Genomic DNA, 18,057 nt, shown 5'->3' on the forward strand with positions numbered 1-18,057 from the left:
GGCCGACAGGCCGACAGGCCGACAGGCCGACAGGCCGACAGGCTACGATAAATCGAAAAAACTGCACGAGAAAAAATTTGGCATATTTTTTCATTTGTCATAAAAAACAATAAATGTAAATAAATACCATCGAATCATTCCGATCTGCGCGTTACTTTTCAAAAAAGCAATCATATTCTAGCGACAGAACAAATGTTGCTCTCCATGAAAGCAATCACCCACCAAGGGGAGCCGCAATTACCAGGGTTTTTGCAACGCCTCCCCTACTCCAGTAGGGAATTGTTCAACATGGCACAAAATCGATGATACGATCTGCGCGTTTTTTTGCCGGGCATCGCACAGGTACTCCCTAGAAAATACCGATTCCCACCACCCGGCACGTCGATGAATTTTCGTTTTCGTAACATGGGTGACCATAAAAAGGAGATACAGAAATGGCTTCCGAATTCGCCGAACTCTATCGCAGCAAACTGGTTTCTGCCAAAGAAGCCGCCGCACTTGTGCCCTCCGGGGCCAAGATCACCATGGGCGCAGTGATTTCCCAGCCGCCCGCCACCTTCAAGGCCCTGGCCGAACGTGCCGAAGCCGGTGAAGTCGAAGACCTGCGTCTGTATTACCTGCTCTCCAGCGGCATTGCCGGCAGCACCGTGATGCGCGACGAACTGTCCGAGCGGATTGCCCCCATCAGCTTCTTCCACGGCGGCGTCGAGCGCGCCCTGGACAACAAGCGTGTGGCCGAAGGCCGTCCGCTGCTGGAGTTCCTGCCCACTTCGTTTGGCCGAACTCCACACATCATGATCGATGTCATCAAGGTCGATACCCTGATGGCCACGGTCTCGCCGATGGACGAGAACGGCTATTTCAGCTTCGGCACCAACGTCGATTACTCCCAGCCCGTCTCGCAAACTGCCAGACACGTGATTCTGGAAGTGAACCCGAACATGCCGCGCGCCTATGGCAACAGCACCGTGCACATCTCGCAGGTCACCGCCATCGTCGAGCACGAAACCCCGCTGGTCGAGCTGCCCTCCTTTGAGATTGGCGTGGAAGACCGCGCCATCGGCAACATCGTGGCGGGCTTCATCCACGACGGCGACTGTCTGCAAATGGGCATCGGCGCATTGCCCGATGCCATCTGTGCCGCCCTGGGCGATCGCAAGCACCTGGGTGTGCACACCGAGATGATGATGCCCGGCCTGATGAACCTGATGAAGGCAGGCGTGGTGGACAACAGCCGCAAGAAGGTCAATACCGGCAAGAGCGTCTATGCGTTTGCCGCTGGCTCCAAGGAACTGTACGAATACCTGCATGAGAACCCACTGGTCGAAGGCCACCCGGTCGATTACGTGAACAACCCGTTCGTGATCTCCCAGAACGACAACGTGGTGTCGGTCAATGCCACCATCGAAGTCGATCTGTTCGGTGCCTGCAACTCCGAATTCCTCAAGGGTCGCCAGTTCAGTGCCAGCGGTGGCCAGCTGGACTTCGTGCGCGGAGCCAACTACTCCAAGAACGGTCGCTCCATCATTGCCTGCCACTCCACCGCCGCCAAGGGCACTGCCTCGCGCATCGTGCCCAAACTCAGCGGCCCGGTGACCACCCCACGCAACGACGTGCACATGATCGTGACCGAACACGGCTACGCCGACCTGAAGGGCAAGACCGCCACCGAACGCGCCCGCGCGCTGATCTCGATTGCGCACCCCCAGTTCCGTGAGCAACTGGAGCAGGAAGCCAAGGCACTCAGCCTGCTGTAAGCCAGACCGGCATCGCAGCCCAGGCGCGTGGAACCACCACTTGCCTGTGCCGCGTGCTTTTTCCGACGGAGCCTGATGGCTCCGTTTTTCATGGCCGCTTGCCTTGCCCTTGCGATACATTGCACGAGAATGCCCCGGTGAAATGCCATCGCAATGCCCTGGAAAACCTGCTCCATGCCCATCCACCTGCCCTCCTCCCTTCGCCACCTCCTTCCCTGTCTGGGCTGGCCCAGACCCACGGCCCAGTCGCTGCAACAGGACGTGTTTGCAGGCATGACGGTGGGGCTGATGCTGATTCCCCAGGCCGTAGCCTATGCCGCACTGGCCGGCATGCCGCTGGAGACGGGCCTGTATGCCGCCATCGTGCCGCTGGTGGTGGCCACATTGCTGGCATCGTCTCCCCGGCTGGGGGTGGGGCCATCGGCACTGACCTCGCTGATGGTGTCCTCGGCCCTGCTGCCAATGGCCCTGCCCGGCAGTGCCGACTGGATCACCCTGGCGGTGTGGCTGGCCCTGCTGGCCGGACTGGCGCAACTGTGCATGGGGCTGTTCCGGCTGGACTGGCTGCTGAACGTGGTGACCTCCCCGGTGCTCAACGGCTTCACCCAGGCGGGGGCACTGCTCATCATGGCCTCGCAGGTTCCCAACATCACCGGCATTGCCTGGCAGCAATGGGGGGCGGTGACGCACTTCGATGCCTTTCTGGCCCTGTGGCTGGCCATGGACACCGAAGGGCTGCAATACGGGCTGATTGGCATTGCCGCGTTTGTGCTGGCGCGCCGCCTCGGATCGCGCATTCCCTCGGCCATGCTGATTCTGGCGATTGGCGCAGTGGTCAGTGCGTGGACGGACTATGGTGCACGCGGTGGGGCGGTGATTGGCGACCTGCATGTGCGCCTGCACGCCCTGGCCCTGCCGGGCTGGATTGGCTGGCCGCTGCTGGGGCAATTGCTGGTGCCCGCGCTGGTGATCGCGTTGATGAGTTTTGTGGAGGTGGCCGCCTCGGCCAAGAAAGAGCATGAACGCGCAGGCACGAACTGGGTGCCGCATCAGGACTGGATTGCCCAGGGCATGGCCAAGATCGGCTCGGGCCTGTCGGGCGGCTTTGCCACCAGTGCCTCGTTTTCGCGCTCGGCGGTCAATCTGTATGCCGGAGCGGTGTCCGGCTGGTCGGTGCTGTTCACCAGCCTGTTCGTGCTGGCCACCGCCCTGTGGCTGACCCCGCTGCTCTACCATGTGCCGCTGGCCCTGCTGGGTGCATTGGTGATTACTGCCGTGAGCAATCTGCTGCGCCCTTCGTGGTTCCGCAAACTGTGGGCATTCTCGCGCACGGAAATGCTCATCGCGTTGCTGACATTCACCATCACACTGCTGGCCTCACCACGCATTTACTGGGGGGTGCTGGCTGGACTGCTGGCGAATCTGGCCTACTTCATGTACCAGCGGCTGCACCCACGCATCATAGAAGTGGGCGTATTCCCGGCCGATGGCCGCCTGCGCGACCGCCATCTCTGGGAGCTGTCGCCTCTCTCGGAACAGGTGCTGAGCCTGCGCATGGATGCGCCGCTGGACTTCGCCTCAGCCAGCGTGCTGGAGAACCGCGTGGTGCAACTGCTGGAGCAACGCCCGCAGACGCGCCATGTCTGCCTGGTGGCCTCCAGCATCACCGGGCTGGATGCCACCGGCATGGAAACGCTGCAACACATCCGCGACCGCGTACAGCAGCGCGGCGGCACGCTGTTCCTGAGTGGCATGAAACTGCCGATGGAACTGCGCCTGCGCGACAGCGGCTTCTGCAACGACCCCGAGCGCGTGCGCCTGCTGCCCACCGATGCCGAAACCGTGCAGGTGTTGCGGCAGCTTTAGAACAATGCGTCATCCCGCCAGCGAACGCTGGCACAGGCGGCTCAATTGCAGGGTCAGACGCTGCATGGCCGCCGTGGGGTCGGTGGGCCAGGCGGTATGCGGCAAGCCTTTGTTGATGCCATCGACGGTGTGTGCCGACTGCACGATGCGCGCAATCGCAGGCAGGCGCAGACGCGGCAGCACGCGCTCGAAACCCTGTTCCTTCGGCCCCCAGGCGCGGGCCAGCCGCAGTGCCTGGGGCATGGGTGCGCCTTCGTCCAGTGCCTGCCGGGCACGGTACAGCCCGAGAATGTCATTGGCCAGCACACTGTGCAGGCGCACCACCGCCTCGCCTTCGGCCAGCAGGCCATTGAGGATTTTCTGGCTGCGCAGCACCTGTCCGGCCAGCGTGGCACTGGAGAGATCGTTGATGCTGTAGCGCGCCACGTTCAGCACGCTGGCGGCAATCTGCTCGTAACCCAATTCGCCAGGCGGGTACAACAGCGCGAGTTTTTCCACTTCCTGGTGCGCGGCCATCAGGTTGCCTTCCACGCAGTCGGTGAAGAAGCTGAGAATGCGCAGACCTTCTTCGCCTACGGGCACATGCTGGCCGTGCCGCTGCATCCGTTGCGCCAGCCAGGCGGGCATGTCGCGCCGGGGCACCGGGTCGATGCGCAACACGGCTCCGGCATCGGCCAGCGCGCCAAACCACGGGGTGGCCTGCATGGTGCGGTCGGCCTTGGGCAGGATCACCAGCAGCAGGGTGTCGCTGGCTGCGCCACTGGCCGCCGCCTGCTGCGCCAGCCGCTGCAACACCTGCCCGCCTTCCCTGCCGGGCTTGCCGGTGGGAATGCGGATTTCCACGATCTGCCGCTCGGCAAACAGGCTTTGGCTGGCACTGGCAGCCAGCACGGCCGACCAGTCAAACTGGGTGGCCGAACCGCTGAACACCGTGCGCTCGGCAAAGCCCTGCTGGCGTGCAGCAACGCGGATGCTGTCCAGGGCTTCCTGCTCCAGCAAGGGTTCATCGCCATGCAGCACATACAGCGGAGCCAGCCGCTGCTGCAAGTGGGAGGAGAGTTGTGACGGGCTGAGCTGCATCAGGTACGCATTCGGGGTGTGCCGCTTCAGGCAGCCGATTCAAGGGCCGTCTTGGCGTAGGTATCGGGCTGAATCTCGATCACGTCCACGGTCAGTTGCACATGAATCTGCCGGGGAATGTGCTGCACCAGTTCGCGCAGGCTCTCCAGCACCTGCTGCGACAGGGCCTGCCGCTCCTGTAGCGAACGGCCCGCCATGATGGCTGCCTGCACATGTACAAAGCCCTGCCCCTGTGGATCGGTTCCCACCAGATAGTCATCGAGTGCAATCGCACGGCTCTTGATCTGCGGGGGCTGAAAATGACCGCTGTCCAGCAGCGTCTGGTTCACCACGGCAAGGGCCTGGCGGGGCGAGAAGCCGTCGATGTTGCGGGTGTATTCGATGGTGATGTGTGGCATGGGCAAATCCTTGGGACAAATGAAATGGCTCAACAACAGGGGGGATGACTGGCTCTGTGCGCACAGCATGGCACAGGCCCGTGCCAGCTTAGCGAATTTCCGGCGATCCTGCTGGAAACCGGTGGCCAGTCCGCCGGTTATGGCCCACAGGTCGGCAACGGGCATCCGCAAAGGGAAGAAATTGTAGTGCACCGGGTTTGGAGATTCAGGACGATTGGTGAAACCACGCCGCAAGGTCCAGCCGCGAACGCAACCGCAGCTTGCGCAACAGGTTCTTGACGTAGATTTTCACCGTGCCGTCGCTGATGCCCAGCTCCCTGGCCACCAGCTTGTTGCTCAAGCCTCTGGCAATCAAGGCCAGCGTCTGGGCCTCGCGGGTCGTCAATTCGATCTGGTGCAGCGGTGCAGCAAGCCCTGCCGCCGAGGTTGGTGGCGTTGGCTGGGGCTGTGCCAGCAGTGCGACCATCTGGTCTTTCAGCACCACCGTGCCTTCGCAGCATTGCAGCAAATACGCTTGCAGGCGCGACGGCTCCATATCCTTGAGCGCATAGCCGTTGCACCCCAGAGCCAGTGCCTGTAGCAACTCGCTGCGGTCCAGCGAGGCCGTGAACACGACCACGCGGCAGGCCAGTTCCAGTTGGCGGATTTCATCAAGCACCTGCATCCCGGAAAGCCTGGGCATGTGCCAGTCCAGCAGCACGAGGTCGGGGTGCAAACGTCGCGCCATCTCCACGCCTTCACGCCCGCTGCCGCTCTCGCCCACCACCTCGAAGCGGGAATTGCCTGCCAGCAAGGTGACCAGTCCGCGCCGGAACATGGGATGGTCGTCGATGACGAGCAGGCGCACCGCACTCATCGATGCCCCTCCAGCACGCCAGGGCCATGCAGTCGCACCGTGCAACAGGCGAAGGCAGGGCAAGGCGGCGTATTCATCATGGCAGGCCATTCTACGCAGCGGCCCCGAAGCCGTAACTACCCCCAAGGGAGTATCACCTTGTCGGGATTGAGGCCGCTGGCAGCAGCACAGAGAATTTCCCCGACAGGCAGACAGCCCGCGAATGCGAAACACCCTCTGGAGCCAGCCCATGACTTTGCACCCACCCAGCCCTTGCGGGCATTCGGCCAGCCTCCCGGTCTATCAGGCCCACGCGCTGCGCAACGATGCCCGCCACCACATTCTGGTCTGCGTCGGCCTGCCCGACGCATCCGACCTGCGCTTTCTGGCAGAACTGCCGCAGCGCGTGCCACACCAGCACCACTGCCTGATGCTGGAAGACGACGGCGATGGCAACCTGCCGCCCGCCCAGACCGCGCGGCTGATGCCGCTGCTGTCCGAAGCCCGCACCGGCTGGCACCTGTACCTGTCCGGCCCGGAAGCGGGGCTGTGGCCGCTCTACGTTCAGGCCATTCAGGCGGGCATGCAGCCGCAGGAAATCAGCCTGCACCGCCACGACAGCGCGATGCGCCCGATCTACTGCGTGCACTGCGGCACACGCCAGCAGGCCGCCAGCCAGGCCCCCCAGCCCATCTGTGGCTGCTGTGGCGTGGCCCTGGAAATCCGCGACCATTTCTCCCGCGTGCAGGGAGCCTATCTGGGGGTGGTGGCGAATGCCGACCAACCGTATGCGAGGGCCAGCACATGAGCACGTCCAGTCCCCTCAACGTCACGGTGGCCGCCATCAGGCCCCTGACCCCGCTGGTGCGCGAGTTCACCTTCACCGCCACCGATGGCAGCCTGCTGCCGCGCTTTTCTGCGGGCAGTCACATCCAGGTGCACCTGCCGCTGGGTGACAGCGGCCGTGTGCTGCGCAATGCCTATTCGCTGGTGAGCGACCCCGGCGATGGCTCACACTACCGCATCGCGGTGCGGCGGCAGGAGGATTCGCGCGGCGGTTCGCGTTTTCTGCACGAGCAGGTGCAGCCCGGCGACCGCCTGGGCATTGGCGCACCGGCGAACCTGTTCGCGCCGCATTCGCGCGCCCGCCACCACATTCTGGTGGCAGGTGGCATCGGCATCACGCCCTTCATGGCCTATGTGCAGGAATTCGAGCGGCGCGGCGACTCCTTTGAGCTGCACCATGCCTGCCGCACCGGCCTGACGGATGCCTACCTGAAGCACCTGCAACAGCACCTGGGCGACCGCTTCCACAGCTATGACGCAGAACACGGCAAGCCCCTGCGGCTGGAACAACTGCTGCACGACCGACCGCTGGGCACGCATGTGTACTGCTGCGGCCCGCAACGCCTGATCGACGGTGTGCGCGATGCCGCGCGCCAGCAAGGCTGGGCGGATACCCGCGTGCACTTCGAGGCATTTGCAGCCCCCGAACCGGGGGTTCCCTTCACCGCACACCTGGCGCGCAGTCAGTGCACCGTGCAGGTGGCCAGCGACCAGAGCCTGCTGGAAGCCCTGGAGGCCGGTGGCATCGGCGTGCCCAACCTGTGCCGGGGTGGCGTGTGCGGCCAGTGCGCCACGCGCTTTCTGGACGGCGCGGTAGAGCACCGTGACCACTTCCTCTCCAGCGAGGAACGCACGCACCTGCTGATGCCCTGCGTCTCGCGCTGTGGCAGCGACCGCCCGCTTTTGCTTGATCTATAGGAATAGGAGACCGCGCCATGACGCTTGAATTCGCACCGTCCATCGAAACCTTCCGCGACGACTTCAGCTACCGCAACAGCCCGCGTGCGATTGCGCGCTTTCCACTCCCCTTCCCCGAAGACCGCTACATGTACTCGGTGAACATGGAACCGGCCACCTCGCGCGACCCCGGCTCCGTGTTCGAGCACCTGTTCGACATCGACGAGCACTACCGCTCCGAAATGGCCGAGCGCGCCCTGGTGCTGGAGCGCGACCCGCGCCGCAGCATCACCATGCCGCACATGCAGGAAGCCGCCTGGGACGCACTGGAGCGCATCATGGAACAGCTCAGCCACGACTACCCGGACTGGTTCGCGCTGGAACGCCACGGCAGGGAATGCACCTGGCGCAACCGGGCACTGGGCATCGAACAATCCTTCGTGCTCGACCAGCCCGACACCCTGCCCTACCCGCCACTCGAATACATCATGCGCCAGACCCAGGGCGACATGGCCCTGCTCGACCAGCGCGAAGGCGACCTGTTCATGGATGCCGGGGTCGTCACCTGCCCGGCCGACTGGTCGCTGGCCTTCGATGCGGGCATGAGCTTCAAGCAGTGGCACTCGCCGGTGCCGCTGGCCCACCAGATGGGCGTGTTCGACCGCGCCCTCAAATACCTGCTGAACGTGCAGGTGGGCCAGCCGGTGCGCCGCCTGAACTGGACACTCACCATCAACCCACGCCTGGACACCTCTGCCGAAACCTACCACGAATGGGGCAGTGACCGTGGCACCGTCACACCCGGCAACGCCGGCCAGAAAGTGCACCTGCGCGTGGAATTGCAACTGATGCTGCGCCTGCCGCGCAGCAACGCGCTGATGTTCGGCATCCGCACCTACCTCGCCAGCCTGGAAGAACTCGTCACCCGCCCCGGCTGGGGCCAGCGTCTGCACCGCGTCATGCGCGACCTGCCCGAGCCGATTGCCGACTACAAGGGCATCACCCGCTACCGCCCGCAACTGGTGCAGTGGCTGCGCCAGCACGACCCCGAAGCCTGACGGCCCGGCCAGCGGCAAGCCCCCATCCCCTCTGAATCCCCTGAACCACAACCACTGGAGAATATCAACATGGCAACTCAATGGCGTTTTTCCGCACTCGCCGACCGGCATCGCGCCCTCGGCTCCCAACTCGAAGACTGGCTGGGCATGGGCACCGCCTGGACTTACGACACCCCCACCAGCGAGCACTACAAGGCCATCCGCACCCAGGCCGGGCTGATGGACGTTTCCGGCCTGAAAAAAGTGCACTACGTCGGCCCGCATGCCGAGCAACTGCTGCAATGGGCCACCACGCGCAACATCGACAAGCTCTACCCCGGCAAATCCGCCTACGTCACCTTCCTGAACGACGATGGCAAATTCATCGACGATGGCATCGTTTACCGCACCGGCCCGAATGCCTTCATGGTGGTGCATGGCGGCGGCACCGGCTACGAGGCCCTCACCCAGGGCATACAGGGCAAGCAGGTGGCCGTGCTGTTCGACGACGACCTGCACGACCTCTCGCTGCAAGGCCCCGCAGCCGTCGATTTTCTGGCAGAGCATGTGCCCGGCATCCGCGGCCTGAACTACTTCCACCACATGCAGACCCAGCTTTTCGGCAAGCCGGTGATGATCTCGCGCACCGGCTACACCGGCGAACGCGGCTATGAAATCTTCGTCAAGGCCGCCGATGCGCCTACCGTCTGGGACAGCATCCTCGAAAAAGGCGCGGCCCACGGCATCATCGCCTGTTCGTTCACCACGCTGGACTGGCTGCGCGTGGAGAGCTACCTGCTGTTCTACCCTTTCGACAACTCCCAGTATTACCCGTTTGCCAATGAAAAGGCTGGCGACACCCTCTGGGAACTGGGGCTGGACTTCACCGTCTCGCCCGGCAAGCAGGGCTTTCGCGGTGCCGAGGAGCACTACCGCCTGAAAGGCCGGGAACGCTTCAGAATTTACGGCATCGAGATCACCGGCACCGATCAGCCTGCGGCGGCTGGCGACACGCTCTGGAATGGCGACACGCAAGTGGGCATCATCACCGGCGGAATGCACTCGCCCCTGACGGGCCGCAACCTCGCCATTGCCCGGCTGGATGTGGCAGCCGCCGTGCCCGGCACACCACTGCGCGTCAGCGGCAGCCTGGAAGCGACCGCCACCGCCCAGCCCATGCCCTTCGACGACCCGGACAAGAAAAAGCGCACGGCCAAAGGCTGACGGCCATGCTGAACCCGCATCCCGTGCGGCACCACAGAGCCTGGTTCAGCGTCGCCTGACACCACTTCCCCGCCCCCTGTCATCGCTCCCGCCCCGACTCCGACCGGGGCGGGCTGTTCCACGCCCTTTCACCCCATACCCCCATGACCCCGTCCCGCGAAAACTTCATACTCACCATCAGTTGCCCGGCCACCACCGGCATCGTGGCCGCCATCTCCACATTCCTGGCCGAGCGCGGCTGCTACATCAGCGAACTCTCCCAGTTCGACGACGAAGACACCAGCCGCTTCTTCATGCGCTGCGTCTTCCACTTCACCCGCGAAGGCGCGGACATCCAGTCCCTGCGCGAAGCCTTCGCCGATGTCTCCGGCCACTTCGACATGGACTGGCAGGTCTTCAGCAGTGCGCAACCCATGAAAGTGCTGCTGATGGTCAGCAAGTTCGACCACTGCCTGGCCGACCTGCTGTACCGCCGCAACAAGCACGAAATCGACATGGACATCACCGCCGTCGTCTCCAACCACCTCGACCTGCGCCCGATGGCCGAACGCGAGGGCCTGCGCTTCATCTACCTGCCCGTCACCAAAGACAACAAGACCCAGCAAGAAAAGGAGCTGCTGAAGATCGTCGAAGAAACCGGCACCGAGCTGGTGGTGCTGGCCCGCTACATGCAGATTCTTTCCGACGACCTCTGCCGCGCGCTCAGTGGCCGGGCCATCAACATCCACCACAGCTTCCTGCCCGGCTTCAAGGGAGCCAAGCCCTACCACCAGGCACACAGCCGGGGGGTCAAGCTGATCGGGGCCACCGCCCACTACGTCACCGCCGATCTGGACGAAGGCCCCATCATCGAACAGGCAGTGCAGCGCGTCGATCACAGCTACCAACCCGATGACATGGTCGCCGTGGGCCGCGCCACCGAAACCGTGGCCCTGGCCAGTGCCGTGAAGTACTACACCCAGCACCGCGTCTTCCTCAACCAGGACAAAACGGTGGTGTTCAAATGAGCGCGATCCGCATCGACGGCAAGGCCGTCGCCGACACCCTGCTGGCCGAAGTCGGGCAGGACGTGGCCGGGCTGCGCCAGCAGGGCGTACACCCCGCGCTGGCCGTCATTCTGGTGGGCGACGACCCTGCCAGTGATGTCTATGTGCGCAACAAGGTGCAGCGGGCCGAGGCCGTGGGCATTCGCTCGCTCGAATACCGCCTGCCCGCCAACACCTCCGAAGCCGCACTGCTGGAGCGCGTCCAGGCACTCAACGGGGATGCCAGCGTGCACGGCATTCTGGTGCAGATGCCGCTGCCCGCGCACATCAGCGAAGCCAGCGTGATTCAGGCCATCGCCCCGCACAAGGACGTGGACGGCTTCCACCGCGAGAACGTCGGCAGCCTGTCGCTGGGGCAGGAGAGCCTCGTGCCCTGCACCCCGGCCGGCTGTATGCGGCTGCTGCGCACCGTGCTGGGCGAAGACGGCCTCAAGGGCCTGCACGCCGTGGTGGTTGGACGCTCCAACATCGTCGGCAAGCCCATGGCCGCGCTGCTGTTGCAGGCCGATTGCAGCGTCACCGTGGTGCACTCGCGTTCGCGCGATGCCGCCGCGCTGTGCCGCCAGGCCGACATCATGGTCGCTGCCGTGGGCCGCCCGGCCATGATCGGTGCAGACTGGGTCAAACCCGGTGCCATCGTCATCGACGTGGGCATCAACCGCATCGCCACGCCCGAAGGCAAAACCCGCCTGATCGGCGACGTGGATTACCCAGCCGTCGCCCCGCTGGCCCACGCCATCACCCCCGTACCCGGCGGTGTCGGCCCCATGACGATTGCCGGACTGCTGGCCAACACCGTCAAGGCCGCCCGGCAACAGACCGGGCACTGAAAGGACACAGCACCATCCTGTCTGGCCCCGTCTATAGGCAGTACGGGGCCGTAACCAAGAAAAAAGAAAGGGAGTGCCAATATGGCACTCCCTTTTTGCCCTGTCAGCAAGGGAAGGTCTGCAAAACCCGCCTTGCGCTGCATCCCATTGGCGGGCGCGGGCTTACCACAAGAGTTTTGCAGACCTTCCCAAGGGCATGATGTTCTCACCCCAGGTCGCGGTAGCCAATCTCGCCGTGCGAGTTCAGGTCAAGGCCATCGCGTTCGTGTTCGGCATCCACGCGCAGACCCTTGCAGCAGGCAGCGGCCACCTTGAACGCAATCCAGGCAGTGATGGCAGCGTAAACAATGCTGAATGCCATGGCGGCCAGGTTCACGCCCGATTGCTCCAGCAGGGTGCGGCCTTCCGGCAGGCCCTGACCTCCCAGCAGCGGCAGGGCGAACAGCGGGGTGAACAGGCCTCCAAAAATGCCGCCCACGCCATGCACCCCGAATACATCGAAGGCATCGTCCAGTCCGAGGCGGGGCTTGAGCCATTCCACGGCCCAGAGGCACAGCGGCCCAGCCAGCAGGCCCAGCACGATGGCCCCCATCGGCCCGACAAAACCACAGGCCGGAGTGATCGCGACCAGCCCGGCAATCGCACCGGAAACTGCCCCCAGCATACTGGGTCTGCCCCGGTGCAGCCACTCCACCAGCACCCAGCCCAGCGTGCCAGCCGCGCTGGCCAGCATGGTGTTGAGCATGATGAGCATGGCAAAGCCATTGGCCGCCAGCGCGCAGCCGCCACAGAAGCCCAGCCAGCCCACCCACAGCAGCGAGCCGCCGGTCATGCTCATCGTCAGGTTGTGCGGGGCCAGCGATACCGACGAAGTCCCCCAGCCCTGGCGGCGGCCCAGCAAGGCGGCACCGACCAGCGCGGCAATGCCCACGTTGATGTGCACCACGTTGCCCCCGGCAAAGTCCTGCGGCTCCAGCCCCAGCACCCAGCCGCCACCCCAGGCCATGTGGGCCATCGGGATATAGTTGATGACCATCCAGACCGCCATGAACACCAGCACCGCAGAGAACTTCATGCGTTCGGCAAACCCGCCGACGATGATGGGCGGCGTGATGGCAGCAAACATCATCATGAACAGGATGTACAGGTATTCGGGGATGGTGCCCACCATCGAATCGGTGCCGACCCCGGCGAGAAACACTTTGTCGAAGCCGCCCAGCACCGCCTGCCAGGGGCCACCGTCACTGAAGGTGAGGCTGTAGCCGAACAATGCCCACAGCACGGCCATCAGGGCGACGACGGTGAACACCTGCATCAGTATGGACAGCACGTTGCGCGCGCGGGCCAGCCCGGCATAAAAAAGGGCCAGCCCCGGCAGCATCATCAGCAGCACGACCAGGGCACAGAGGGCGACAAAGGCGGTGTCGCCGCTGTCCAGCGCAGGCGCGGCCTGGGCCTGCGCGGGCAGGCCGATGACCATGCCCAGCAGCAGTGCGAGACTGGCATGGGCCTTGCCGCCGGGCAGGCAAGGCGGTTCGTTCTTCATGGAGACTTGGAGACGCTGGCGGGTATTCATGAACTTTCCTTATCGAGGGCTTGCCGGAACCGGGGGACAGACTCAAAAGCGGCGGCTGAGTGTGACCAGCCAGCGGGATGCAGAAGTGTCCACATGCCCGATGCGGTAGAGCGCGCGGTCGGCATTCGTGCCGGTGACGGCCAGTGCCACCGTCCAGCCTCCATCGAACCCCTTGCTGACCTGCGCCTTGTAATCGCTGAAGTCGTAGGCACCGTAGTCCTGCACCCGCTGGTGTCCGGCATGCAGGTCAATCGCCCAGCCCTGTGCCAGCGCAATGGCCAGATTCGCCTCGATGTAGCCAGAACCCTTGCTGTCGTCGCCGTGGCCCATCGAGGCAGCGTTCATGGCGAAGTAGTCGGTGAGGGTGTGCGAGTATTTGAACGTCAGCCATTTCCAGCCGACGCTGGCATAGGCTTCCACGGTGTTGTAGGACTCCCCGGCCAGCCGTGCGCCGGGGTAGCCAAAGCGCAGCAGGCCCAGGTCGTAGGCGACATCACCGACATTGCGGGCATATCCGCCATAGACATCCAGTTCCACGGTCGCACCGGCAATCGCATCGCTGCTGAGGCTGCTGGCCCACACGCCCAGATAGGCTCCGCTGGTGTGCGCCAGATCGAAGCCACCCTGAATGGCCGGTTTTTCCTGCGAATAGTTGATGCCGCGAAACACATACTGCGAGGTGAGCGCGAGGTTGCTGTCGAGCGTGAAGGCCGGTGGCGCATCAGCGGCGTTCTGGGTCTGGGTCTGGGTCTGGGCCTGCGCGGTGCCGATGCCTGTGCAGAGCGCGAACACAGCGGCCATGACGGGACGATGGCAGCGGTGGCGATGGTGGCCGGGGAGTGGGGGCATGTGGAGGCTCCTGGGGTGGTGGGGTGAATGGGTGGCGTGGGTCGGCTTCAGGCACGCACGCGCGTTTTGTCGGGGTCGTAGTGAGCGAAGCGCACCACCTGGCCGGGGTGGCGTTTCTGGTGGCCATCGAGTGTGCCGATCTCGATGGCAGTGCCGATGGCCGCAGCCGATGGCTCCAGCCGCGCCAGCGCAATGCTCTGTTGCAGGATGGGCGAATAGCAGGCACTGGTGACCACGCCCACGCGGGCGCGGCCGATGTACACGCCATCGCCGTGGTGCACGGCCTCGTTGCCCTCGAGTGCCAGCCCGGCCAGCACCTGGCGCGGGTGGCCCTGGCGTTGCAGCATGGCTTCGCGGCCCACGAAGTCCACGTCCTTGCTTTTGATCGGCACGGTAAAGCCGATGCCTGCCTCGAACGGATCGGTGCCATCGTCGAATTCGTGCGCGGCAAAGACCAGCCCGGCCTCGATGCGCAGCATGTCCAGCGCGTGCAGACCCAGCGGTTGCAGCCCCAGCGGGCGGCCCGCTTCCCACACGGCATCCCAGACGGCCTGCGCGTCCCTGGGATGGCAGAAGATTTCGTAGCCCAGCTCCCCCGTGTAGCCGGTGCGCGAAACCACCACGGGCACGCCCGCAAAGCCGCCGATGCGTGCGGGCACGAAGCGGAACCAGCCCAGTTGCGACAGGGGCGTGTGCGCCGGGGCCGTCCACAGGATGGCATCGAGCAGTTCCCGCGAACGCGGCCCCTGCACGGCCAGGTTGTGCATCTGGTCGGTGGAACTGCGCACCCAGACGCGATAGCCTTTTTCGGCGGCCTGCTGGCGCAGCCACAGCCCGGTGGCCTCCTCGCCGCACACCAGGCGGAAATTGTGTTCGCCCAGGCGCAGCACCGTGCCATCGTCCTGCACGCCGCCATGCGGGTGGCAGATGGCGGTATAGACCACCTGACCGATGGCGAGCTTGCGCATGTCGCGCGTGAGGCACCATTGCAGCAGGGCCTGTGCGTCCGGGCCGGTGATCTCGAACTTGCGCAGCGGCGAGAGATCCATGACGGCCACGGCCTGGCGGCAGGCCCAGTATTCCTGGAGCGTGCCCACGGTGTCGTATTGCGCCGGGAGCCAGAAGCCCCGGTATTCGGCAAAGGCGCGCGTCAGGGCCGAGGTGCGGGCATGGAAGGCCGTCTGCCGGGTGGGTTGGGGAATGGATTCGGGGGTCATGCGAATGGCGAAGGTGGGCTGAAAGGTGGACGTGGCGGCATAGACGCGCACCTGGATGTCGGTGGGCTGCCAGCCATTGGCGGGGTCGATGTCGTCCGGGCACGAGGAGCTGACGCAAACCAGATCGGTGAGGGCACGCAGCAGCACATAGTCACCGGGGCGCGACCACGGCTCATCGACCACCATGGCATCGCTGGCATCCACGCGCGTGTTGAAGAAGAAGTTCAGGGCCTCCCAGGCCAGGCGCGGGGCCACGCCGTAGGGAGCCAGTGCGCGGTTGAAGTTGTCGCTGCAATTGACGTGGCCGGGGTAGCCCGCATCGTCGTAGTAGCGGGCATGGCAGGCGGTGGCGAAGGCATCGTGGCGGCCACAGGTGTCCTGTACCAGTTCCACCAGCGGCTCGCACTCGCGCGAGAATGCCTTGGAAGGCAGCCCCGGCTGCGGGTAGGCGCGGTGCAGCATGGTACGGGTGATGGTGGCATCGAGGCAGGATTCGCGCCCCTGCCGCAATGCCTCCAGCGAGAATGCCTGGAAGTCCGAGCACTGACGGCCCTGCACGTCGATGACCTGGATGTACTCGCCCGCACGCACGGTGTAGGCGTGGGCGGTGCCGGGGTCGATGTGGATGTCCTGCAAGGGCGGGGCCAGCGGCGGCGGTGGAGTGCGTTCTCCAGCCCCTGCGCCAGGGCGTGCCTGCCGTCGCAACTCGATGGGTGTGGTGGTGGCCTGCCCGTCCACCGCCATCAGCGGGCCGGGCACGGCCAGCAGCACCCAGCCATCGAGCGGACAATCAAAACACACCTGCGCACCAGGCAGCCCTTGCGGCCCGAACACCGCCAGGGCCTGCGCCCCTGCCAGCGCGATGCCATGCTCCAGCAGCATGGCACGGGCTTCGATCACGCCATCGGCGGTTGCGTCGAGCGCATCCAGTACGTCCGCGATGACACGGCCACCGCCTGCCAGCGCATCGGTGCGGCAGGTGCCGTCGGTGGCAAAAAACAGCAGTTCGCCGGGCTGGCCGCCTTCCAGATCGATCAGCTCGATCTGTTCGCCAGCCGCGACCGCCAGCAGCCGGGCACTGCGGCCCGGCACCTGCCAGCGATCCATTCCGGCGGGCCAGGCCTGCAAGCCCGGTTCGCGCGGGGCCGTGGTGTGCGGTGCGACGGGCATGTCAGATTCTCCCGGACATGGCGCGGCGCACCAGCGGCGCGAAATCTTCGTCGGGGTTGAAGCGGCTGTCGTTGGCCACGCGCTCCAGCGGTGCATCGGACATGTAAGCCTCCAGCGAATCGTCCAGCGCGTCTTTCCACGGCGTGTGGTGCAGCGGTGACATCCGGCCCGTCATCACCGAGCGGTAGGCATGGTCGCGGAAGGTCATGATGCCTTCCTTCTTGTGTTTCTTCCATTCGAGGAAGATGTCCACCACGCCGTCGATGTCGAAGCTGGGGTAATCGGTGCGGGCGATCAGGTCTTTCACATACTCGCCCTGGAAGCGGATGCTGTCGGCATCGTCGCCAATGGCTTCTTCCAGCGCGCGCAGGTGCAGGCTGTCGGCGGTCATCTCCGCCTGGCTGGGCAGGGCGATGCGGCCCTGGATCACGTCGCGCACGAACCACGCCTGCGCATCGAACATGTTGAAGGTGAACCACTGATCCTGCATGCCCAGGTAGAACAGCTTGGGGTTGTGCTCCCACACCACGCCCTTGTACAGGCCCAGCGGCCACATGCGGTTGCGGGTCTTCAGGCGCAGATCGTCGGGCAGGAACGGCAGGTGGTGGATGTAGCCGGTGCAGAGGATGATGGCATCGATCTCCTTGCTGCTGCCATCGGCAAAGTGGACGGTGCGGTTCTCCAGCCGCGTGAGCAGCGGCTTTTCTTCCCAGTTGGTCGGCCACTTGAACCCCATCGGCTTGCTGCGGTAGCAGGTGGTGACGCTTTTTGCGCCGTACTTCCAGCACTGCGAGCCGATGTCCTCGGCAGAGTAGCTGCTGCCCACCAGCAGCACATCCTTGCCCTGGAATTCCACGGCATCGCGGAAATCGTGCGCATGCAGGATGCGGCCATTGAAACCGTCCATGCCCTCGAAGTTCGGCGAGTGGGGCGTGGAGAAATGCCCGGATGCCACCACGACGTAATCGAACGTCTCGGTATAGATGCGGTCGTTCTCCAGATCGTGGGCGGTGACGGTGAACAGGCCGGTCGGCTCGTCGAACACCACCTGGCGCACCGGCGTGCTGAAGCGCACCCAGGGGCGCACATGGGCCTTTTCCACACGGCCCTTCATGTAGTCCCACAGCACGGCACGCGGCGGGTAGGAGCCGATGCCCTTGCCGAAGTGCTCGTCGAACGTGTAATCGGCAAACTCCAGCCCCTCCTTGGGGCCGTTGGTCCACAGGTAGCGGTACATGCTGCAATGCACCGGCTCGCCATGTTCGTCCAGGCCGGTGCGCCAGGTGTAGTTCCACAGGCCGCCCCAGTCGGAACACTTCTCGAAACAGACGATTTCGGGGATGGCGTGGCCGTTACTGGCTTCGGACTGGAAGGCGCGCATTTGCGCCATGCCGGAGGGGCCTGCGCCGATGATGGCGATACGGGTCAT

At 64.6% G+C, this 18,057-nt stretch carries 15 protein-coding genes; 8 read left to right on the forward strand and 7 right to left on the reverse strand.

Annotated elements, in window-relative coordinates; genetic code table 11:
* The first annotated feature begins 434 nt into the window (after positions 1-434).
* Together BUE21_RS01170 and BUE21_RS01175 are read left to right on the forward strand one after the other, a co-directional pair.
* Positions 435-1,757: an acetyl-CoA hydrolase/transferase family protein gene (locus tag BUE21_RS01170; RefSeq protein WP_073353695.1), complete on the forward strand. Its 1,323-nt coding sequence runs from the start codon at positions 435-437 to the stop codon at positions 1,755-1,757.
* Positions 1,758-1,931: 174 nt separating this feature from the next.
* Positions 1,932-3,623, forward strand: a complete 1,692-nt coding sequence (locus BUE21_RS01175) for a SulP family inorganic anion transporter (RefSeq protein ID WP_073353875.1) — start codon at positions 1,932-1,934, stop codon at positions 3,621-3,623.
* A gap of 9 nt (positions 3,624-3,632) precedes the next feature.
* On the opposite strand, the gene holA is transcribed toward BUE21_RS01175, so the two are convergent.
* From holA to BUE21_RS01190, 3 genes are all read right to left on the reverse strand, one after another.
* Positions 3,633-4,703, reverse strand: coding sequence for a DNA polymerase III subunit delta (gene holA, locus BUE21_RS01180; protein ID WP_073353696.1), 1,071 nt, complete (start codon positions 4,701-4,703; stop codon positions 3,633-3,635).
* 26 nt (positions 4,704-4,729) lie between these two features.
* Positions 4,730-5,101: a 5-carboxymethyl-2-hydroxymuconate Delta-isomerase gene (locus BUE21_RS01185; RefSeq protein ID WP_073353878.1), complete on the reverse strand. Its 372-nt coding sequence runs from the start codon at positions 5,099-5,101 to the stop codon at positions 4,730-4,732.
* Positions 5,102-5,306: 205 nt separating this feature from the next.
* Positions 5,307-5,957 carry a response regulator gene (locus BUE21_RS01190; protein ID WP_073353698.1) on the reverse strand — a complete coding sequence of 217 codons (651 nt, stop codon included), beginning with the start codon at positions 5,955-5,957 and terminating at the stop codon, positions 5,307-5,309.
* Positions 5,958-6,186: 229 nt separating this feature from the next.
* Here BUE21_RS01190 and BUE21_RS01195 point away from each other — a divergent pair, with 229 nt between their 5' ends.
* The 6 genes from BUE21_RS01195 to BUE21_RS01220 all read left to right on the forward strand — a co-directional run bounded on the left by BUE21_RS01195 (position 6,187) and on the right by BUE21_RS01220 (position 11,816).
* On the forward strand, positions 6,187-6,744 hold the full coding sequence (locus tag BUE21_RS01195; protein WP_073353880.1) for a dimethylamine monooxygenase subunit DmmA family protein: 558 nt from the start codon (positions 6,187-6,189) through the stop codon (positions 6,742-6,744).
* Positions 6,741-7,700, forward strand: a complete 960-nt coding sequence (locus BUE21_RS01200) for a PDR/VanB family oxidoreductase (protein ID WP_073353700.1) — start codon at positions 6,741-6,743, stop codon at positions 7,698-7,700. Before BUE21_RS01195 ends, BUE21_RS01200 begins: the two co-directional genes overlap by 4 nt.
* A 17-nt stretch (positions 7,701-7,717) precedes the next feature.
* Positions 7,718-8,737 carry a heme-dependent oxidative N-demethylase family protein gene (locus tag BUE21_RS01205; RefSeq protein WP_073353701.1) on the forward strand — a complete coding sequence of 340 codons (1,020 nt, stop codon included), beginning with the start codon at positions 7,718-7,720 and terminating at the stop codon, positions 8,735-8,737.
* A gap of 69 nt (positions 8,738-8,806) precedes the next feature.
* Positions 8,807-9,940, forward strand: coding sequence for an aminomethyl transferase family protein (locus BUE21_RS01210; RefSeq protein ID WP_073353704.1), 1,134 nt, complete (start codon positions 8,807-8,809; stop codon positions 9,938-9,940).
* A 143-nt stretch (positions 9,941-10,083) separates the two neighbouring features.
* Positions 10,084-10,947, forward strand: coding sequence for a formyltetrahydrofolate deformylase (purU, locus tag BUE21_RS01215; protein WP_073353705.1), 864 nt, complete (start codon positions 10,084-10,086; stop codon positions 10,945-10,947).
* A complete protein-coding gene (locus BUE21_RS01220; protein ID WP_073353707.1) occupies positions 10,944-11,816 on the forward strand; it encodes a bifunctional 5,10-methylenetetrahydrofolate dehydrogenase/5,10-methenyltetrahydrofolate cyclohydrolase in 873 nt (290 codons plus the stop codon). The genes purU and BUE21_RS01220 overlap by 4 nt, the downstream gene beginning before the upstream one ends.
* 205 nt (positions 11,817-12,021) lie before the next feature.
* On the opposite strand, the gene BUE21_RS01225 is transcribed toward BUE21_RS01220, so the two are convergent.
* The 4 genes from BUE21_RS01225 to BUE21_RS01240 are packed head-to-tail and all read right to left on the reverse strand — an operon-like array spanning position 12,022 to position 18,057.
* The gene (locus BUE21_RS01225) at positions 12,022-13,392 is read right to left on the reverse strand and encodes an ammonium transporter (protein WP_234971012.1); all 1,371 of its coding nucleotides are present in this window, start codon (positions 13,390-13,392) and stop codon (positions 12,022-12,024) included.
* A 42-nt stretch (positions 13,393-13,434) separates the two neighbouring features.
* A complete protein-coding gene (locus BUE21_RS01230) occupies positions 13,435-14,241 on the reverse strand; it encodes a TorF family putative porin (RefSeq protein WP_200796671.1) in 807 nt (268 codons plus the stop codon).
* A gap of 47 nt (positions 14,242-14,288) precedes the next feature.
* On the reverse strand, positions 14,289-16,628 hold the full coding sequence (locus BUE21_RS01235; protein WP_073353710.1) for a trimethylamine N-oxide demethylase: 2,340 nt from the start codon (positions 16,626-16,628) through the stop codon (positions 14,289-14,291).
* Between the two features lies 1 nt (position 16,629).
* Positions 16,630-18,057: an NAD(P)-binding domain-containing protein gene (locus tag BUE21_RS01240; RefSeq protein WP_084522637.1), complete on the reverse strand. Its 1,428-nt coding sequence runs from the start codon at positions 18,055-18,057 to the stop codon at positions 16,630-16,632.

This window comes from Lampropedia hyalina DSM 16112, from assembly GCF_900129055.1.
In the GTDB taxonomy this organism is placed as follows: Bacteria; Pseudomonadota; Gammaproteobacteria; order Burkholderiales; family Burkholderiaceae_C; genus Lampropedia; species Lampropedia hyalina.

Bases quoted from the DNA above. Each gene is read 5' to 3' on its own strand.
- BUE21_RS01220 (WP_073353707.1), top strand. From the start codon at position 10,944: ATGAGCGCGATCCGCATCGACGGCAAGGCCGTCGCCGACACCCTGCTG.
- BUE21_RS01210 (WP_073353704.1), top strand. From the start codon at position 8,807: ATGGCAACTCAATGGCGTTTTTCCGCACTCGCCGACCGGCATCGCGCC.
- BUE21_RS01205 (WP_073353701.1), top strand. From the start codon at position 7,718: ATGACGCTTGAATTCGCACCGTCCATCGAAACCTTCCGCGACGACTTC.
- BUE21_RS01200 (WP_073353700.1), top strand. From the start codon at position 6,741: ATGAGCACGTCCAGTCCCCTCAACGTCACGGTGGCCGCCATCAGGCCC.
- BUE21_RS01240 (WP_084522637.1), bottom strand. From the start codon at position 18,057: ATGACCCGTATCGCCATCATCGGCGCAGGCCCCTCCGGCATGGCGCAA.
- BUE21_RS01225 (WP_234971012.1), bottom strand. From the start codon at position 13,392: ATGAATACCCGCCAGCGTCTCCAAGTCTCCATGAAGAACGAACCGCCT.
- purU (WP_073353705.1), top strand. From the start codon at position 10,084: ATGACCCCGTCCCGCGAAAACTTCATACTCACCATCAGTTGCCCGGCC.
- BUE21_RS01185 (WP_073353878.1), bottom strand. From the start codon at position 5,101: ATGCCACACATCACCATCGAATACACCCGCAACATCGACGGCTTCTCG.
- holA (WP_073353696.1), bottom strand. From the start codon at position 4,703: ATGCAGCTCAGCCCGTCACAACTCTCCTCCCACTTGCAGCAGCGGCTG.
- BUE21_RS01195 (WP_073353880.1), top strand. From the start codon at position 6,187: ATGACTTTGCACCCACCCAGCCCTTGCGGGCATTCGGCCAGCCTCCCG.
- BUE21_RS01175 (WP_073353875.1), top strand. From the start codon at position 1,932: ATGCCCATCCACCTGCCCTCCTCCCTTCGCCACCTCCTTCCCTGTCTG.
- BUE21_RS01170 (WP_073353695.1), top strand. From the start codon at position 435: ATGGCTTCCGAATTCGCCGAACTCTATCGCAGCAAACTGGTTTCTGCC.
- BUE21_RS01235 (WP_073353710.1), bottom strand. From the start codon at position 16,628: ATGCCCGTCGCACCGCACACCACGGCCCCGCGCGAACCGGGCTTGCAG.
- BUE21_RS01190 (WP_073353698.1), bottom strand. From the start codon at position 5,957: ATGAGTGCGGTGCGCCTGCTCGTCATCGACGACCATCCCATGTTCCGG.
- BUE21_RS01230 (WP_200796671.1), bottom strand. From the start codon at position 14,241: ATGCCCCCACTCCCCGGCCACCATCGCCACCGCTGCCATCGTCCCGTC.